Consider the following 5,699-nt stretch of genomic DNA (forward strand, 5'->3'; position numbering starts at 1 on the left):
TCAAAACGGATTGCGCCAATTCAAACAATACCAATACGATAAATACGAGAAAGTTGAATTTGATATCAATACGATTGATAGTGCGTTGATTAAAAGCAAGTTGTTCAGGGGAATGGAATTTGTTTTCGATCAAGTTGATACGAGCCGGGTTACAGGAAAAACCTATTTGCCTATTTTCATCAATGAAGCCAGTAGCAAAGTTTATGGCGATAATTTAAAAAAGAAGGAAAAAGAAGATTTAAAAGGCAATAAAAATTCGGGTTTTAGCAATAATCAAATCATTATTGATTTTGTAGATGATCTGTATTCAGATTTTGATATTTACGATAATTACCTCAAGTTTTTTGATAAAAGCTTTGTAAGTCCACTATCTAAGACTGGGATCAATACCTATAATTATGTACTTTCCGACAGTACTTTTATAGATAATAAATGGTGTTATAATATTGTTTATTATCCGCGTCGAAAAAACGAATTGACCTTTAAGGGTGATTTCTGGGTTAATGATACCACTTATGCCATTAAGGAAATCAATATGCAAGCCTCCAAAAGTGCTAATATTAACTGGGTAAAAGAAATTTATATCGAGCAGGATTTTGAGGTTTTAAACGATTCTATATTTTTGATCAAACGCGATTATTTTATGTCTGATTTTGCTTTCAGTAAAAAGGAACAATCGCGCGGTGTTTATGGCAAGCGTACCACACTTTATGATAACTACGAGTTTGACATTCCTAAAGACGATAAATTTTACGCTCAAGAAGTATATAATTTTGACGTCGATGTTTATAATAGAGATGACGATTTTTGGGAACAAAACCGAATGGAAGCTTTGAGCCAAGATGAACGTGGCGTTTATAAAATGTTGGATACTCTAAAAACCGTAAAGAAATTTAAAAAGCTTTATAATTTAGGAAGTATTCTAGCTTCGGGATATGTTGAGTTTACCGATATCAATTTTGATTATGGCCCCATTTTTTCCACTTTCGGTTATAATGAAGTGGAAGGCGTACGGCTCAGAACAGGCGGACGGACATATTTTGGTCCCAATGATTTATGGCGTTTGGAAGGGTTTTTGGCCTATGGATTTCGGGATGATAAATTTAAATATGGTATTTCGGCAAAATGGCTCGTCGACAAAAAAAGCCGATTCATTATTTCGGCAGGAAACCGGCGCGATGTGGAGCAGATAGGTGTTAATTTAACTTCATCTACAGACGTTTTGGGGCGTAGCTTTGCATCATCGTCCGTTATTGGCACGAGTACCAATGATAAATTGACAAACGTAAATTTGACCACCTTTTCTATGGAGTTGGAGCCGGTACGAAACTTGGAATTTAGATTGAGCGGTACTTATAAAACCTTGAGTTCGGCATCAGAAACTTTTAGTTTGGATTATTATACCGATGCCACACAAACGGCCATCGCATCAGAAATTACGCAATTTGAAAATGCTTTTTCTATAGGTTATTTTCCAGGTCGTAAAATGACGGGGTTTGGCGTAGAAAGGCGTCATGCCAATGATGGTTATCCAAGTTTGTTTGCACAGGTGACCCGTGGCGATAAAGGTCTTTTTAATAGTGATTTTGATTATACCAAATTGCAATTTTCGTATATCCAGCCTTGGCACATTGGTGCTTTTGGCCGATTGACCACCACACTTGAGGCCGGTAAAACTTTTGGAGATGTGCCGTTGGGACTTCTGAATGTTGTGCCTGGTAACCAATCTTATTTTTCTATTTACAATACCTTTTCACAATTGGATTATTATGAATTTGTGACCGATACTTATACGTCTTTGCATTTAGAACATAATTTTAACGGCTATTTCTTTTCAAGAATTCCTTTTTTGCGAAAATATAATCTTCGCGAAATTGTTGGAATTAGAGGTGTTTGGGGCGATATATCACAAGCCAATAGAGACTTAAATGCTTCGGGATTAACCTATTTGGCGCCTACCGATAAAGTCTATTACGAATACAGTATTGGCGTGGGGAATATTTTTAAGGTTTTCCGTATCGATTTTAATTTTAGAGGTAATTATCTTGATGCACCCGATGCACGTCCTTTTGGAGTGACTGGAAGTTTTGGATTCAACTTTTAAAATCTATTCAGTTTTTTGCTTAAGTTAATTTGTATTTAACGTCAATCAATTCTCTAAATCCAGGGGCATCAAAATTTCGTTCCAGCGGATATTCTTTATCAAGCGTTAATATGCTACTCAAATTTGCAGCAATGCCATGGAATTTGAAAAGATCCATATTTTTTTATTCTAATATTGAAAGTGGTATTAAAGTGATTGGGTTTCGGCCTTCTTAAAAATAAGCATAAATAACACGACTACATTGCAAACACTTACGTATCTTTGCACGCCTAAAAAAAGGGAGATTATATAACATAAGCCACTAATAAAAAGGCTACTAAAAATAAATAATATTATGAGTCCTAAAGGAAAAACTACATTTGACGTATTGATTGAAATACCAAAAGGAAGCCGTAACAAGTATGAATACGATTTTGAATTAAAGAAGATTCGCTTTGACCGTTTATTGTTCTCTTCCATGATGTATCCTGCTGATTATGGCTTTATTCCGGAAACTTTGGCTTTGGATGGTGATCCGCTAGATGTTTTGGTATTGGGAACAGAGCCTACGTTTCCGATGTGTGTTATGGAAGTTAAGCCTATTGGCGTTTTCCACATGGCAGATGAAAAAGGAAATGATGAAAAGGTAATATGTGTGCCAGTTTCTGATCCTATTTGGAATACCCTTAATGATTTATCTGATGTAAATCCACATCTTATCAAAGAAATTGAGCATTTTTTTCAGGTCTATAAAGATTTAGAAAAGAAAAAAGTTGATGTTGGTGGATGGGGTACAGCTAAAAAAGCCTATGAAATCCTTGACAAATGTATTGATCGCTATGAAGAAAGTGAACATAAAATCAATGGCAACTTTAAGATTTAGGATAACACCTTGCATATAACAATTATATAACCTCTTATAAACTATAAGGGGTTTTTTATTTCTCTTTGATTTTATTACATTAGCAACCGTTTAAAACTAATCAAATCAATAAAACAATATGGAATCAATGATGATTTATATGCCCATTGCTATGGCAGCTTTAGGCTTAATTTATATGCTAATAAAACAATCTTGGGTCATGAAACAAGATGCTGGAGATGGTAGAATGAAAGAAATTTCAGATTATATCCATGAAGGCGCCCTAGCGTTTTTAAAGGCCGAATATCGTTTACTAGCTATTTTTGTGGTTATTGTAAGCGTTTTACTTGCCGTTGTTTCATTGGTGGTTCCTACAACACATTGGTTAATTGTCATTGCTTTTATCTTTGGAGCTATGTTCTCTGCTTTTGCGGGAAATATTGGGATGAAAATCGCCACTAAAACTAACGTTAGAACCACCCAAGCCGCAAAAACAAGTTTACCAAATGCCCTAAAAGTTTCTTTTGGTGGTGGTACGGTGATGGGACTTGGGGTTGCTGGATTGGCAGTTTTAGGATTGACCGCTTTCTTTATTTTGTTCTTTCAAGTATTTATGGGTGGTGTTTGGACCAATACCATGGATATGACCATTGTTTTAGAAACGCTTGCCGGATTTTCATTAGGAGCTGAATCGATTGCACTTTTTGCGCGTGTTGGTGGTGGTATTTATACAAAAGCTGCTGACGTTGGTGCCGATTTGGTTGGTAAAGTAGAAGCTGGAATCCCAGAAGATGATCCACGTAACCCTGCAACTATTGCAGATAACGTTGGTGATAACGTTGGGGACGTTGCCGGTATGGGAGCCGATTTATTTGGTTCATATGTAGCAACTGTTTTAGCTGCAATGGTATTGGGTAATTATGTGATCAAGGATATGGGTGGTGCCATTACAGATGCTTTTGGCGGTATTGGCCCGGTGTTGTTGCCAATGGCCATTGCTGGTGCCGGAATTATCATTTCCATAATCGGAACGATGTTGGTGAAAATTAAAAATAATGATGCTAAAGAAGCTGAGGTTATGGGTGCTTTAAACCTTGGAAACTGGGTGTCTATAGCATTGGTAGCCCTATCTTGTTATGTTTTGGTAACCTGGATGTTGCCAGAAACCATGAAAATGAATTTCTTTGGTGAAGGTCTTCAGGACATCTCTTCCATGCGCGTGTTTTATGCCACTTTAGTTGGATTGGTTGTAGGTGCTTTAATTTCTTCAATTACTGAGTTTTATACGGGTTTAGGTAAAAAACCTGTTTTAAAAATTGTGCAGCAATCAAGTACTGGTGCAGGAACCAATATTATTGCAGGTTTGGCAACCGGAATGATTTCAACATTTCCATCCGTATTGTTATTTGCTGGTGCTATTTGGACGTCCTATGCTTTTGCAGGATTTTATGGTGTGGCCTTGGCCGCTTCGGCAATGATGGCTACCACTGCAATGCAGTTGGCTATTGATGCTTTTGGGCCTATTTCTGATAACGCCGGTGGTATTGCCGAAATGAGTGAGCAAGATCCTATTGTAAGAGAGCGTACAGATATTTTGGATGCTGTAGGAAATACCACCGCAGCAACCGGTAAAGGATTTGCTATTGCTTCGGCAGCATTGACATCTTTGGCATTGTTTGCAGCTTACGTGACTTTTACAGGTATTGACGGGATTAATATCTTTAAAGCGCCTGTTCTAGCCATGTTATTTGTTGGCGGCATGGTACCTGTTGTGTTTTCTGCTTTGGCCATGAACGCTGTTGGTAAAGCTGCTATGCAAATGGTTGAGGAAGTGCGTCGTCAGTTCCGTGCCATTCCAGGAATTATGGAAGGTACAGCAAAACCAGAGTATGATAAATGTGTGGCCATTTCAACAGAGGCATCCTTAAAAGAAATGGTGCTTCCAGGATTATTGACCATTGGTTTCCCAATAGTTATTGCTTTTGTGCCTATGCTTTTCGGAATGAATAACTTGGCCATTGCCGAAATGTTAGGGGGCTATATGGCAGGTGTTACGGTAAGCGGCGTGCTTTGGGCTATTTTCCAGAATAACGCTGGTGGCGCTTGGGATAATGCTAAAAAATCTTTTGAAGCTGGTGTATTGATTAATGGCGAAATGACTTTTAAAGGTTCTGAAGCACATAAAGCAGCAGTTACAGGAGATACGGTTGGAGATCCATTTAAAGATACTTCAGGGCCATCCATGAATATTTTGATTAAACTAACCTGTTTGATAGGTTTGGTTATCGCTCCTATTTTGGGTGGGCATACCATTGAAACTGCAGTTGCAAATACCGAAGTTATTGAAGTTGTTAAAACCGTTTCGAATGATATGGAAGGTGAAATAATTTCAGAAGATATGGATCATGTTCAACAAACTATTGTTGCTGCTGAAAGCAAGTAATATAACCAGATTACTGGTAATTTAAATACGAAAAAAGCCACGTTTTTAAGATGTGGCTTTTTTTATTTTGTGATATTTTAAAATTTCTTTGATACTAGATATCGATGATGAAACTATAAATATTGCAATTTAAGATCTAGTTATTCTAACAACTCAGTGATATTAAAATTATGATTTCAATCTTTTAAAATATTCGTAAATGGAATATTGCGACCGTATTTCAGGTTTTTTTCCAACCTTTACATACTCGTTTTTCTGATCGGCATCAATGATTCTTGCTTTTACGTTATCGGCAAGTTCAAGGTCAATCA

4 protein-coding genes are annotated in these 5,699 nt (G+C 37.0%); 3 read left to right on the plus strand and 1 reads right to left on the minus strand.

The window, feature by feature from the left end; translation table 11 throughout:
- On the plus strand, positions 1–2,104 hold a 2,104-nt coding region (locus tag VNJ50_RS01685), incomplete at its 5' end, for a DUF5686 family protein (protein ID WP_325578444.1).
- A gap of 19 nt (positions 2,105–2,123) precedes the next feature.
- On the opposite strand, the gene VNJ50_RS01690 is transcribed toward VNJ50_RS01685, so the two are convergent.
- Entirely contained in the window at positions 2,124–2,261 is a 138-nt protein-coding gene (locus VNJ50_RS01690) for a hypothetical protein (protein WP_325578446.1), read from the minus strand.
- Between the two features lie 177 nt (positions 2,262–2,438).
- Here VNJ50_RS01690 and VNJ50_RS01695 point away from each other — a divergent pair, with 177 nt between their 5' ends.
- Positions 2,439–2,966: an inorganic diphosphatase gene (locus VNJ50_RS01695; protein WP_325578448.1), complete on the plus strand. Its 528-nt coding sequence runs from the start codon at positions 2,439–2,441 to the stop codon at positions 2,964–2,966.
- Positions 2,967–3,084: 118 nt separating this feature from the next.
- Entirely contained in the window at positions 3,085–5,388 is a 2,304-nt protein-coding gene (locus VNJ50_RS01700) for a sodium-translocating pyrophosphatase (RefSeq protein ID WP_325578450.1), read from the plus strand.
- The last annotated feature ends 311 nt before the right edge of the window (positions 5,389–5,699 follow it).

Origin of the sequence: Gelidibacter sp. (genome assembly GCF_035577925.1) — a bacterium.
Taxonomy (GTDB): Bacteria; Bacteroidota; Bacteroidia; order Flavobacteriales; family Flavobacteriaceae; genus Gelidibacter.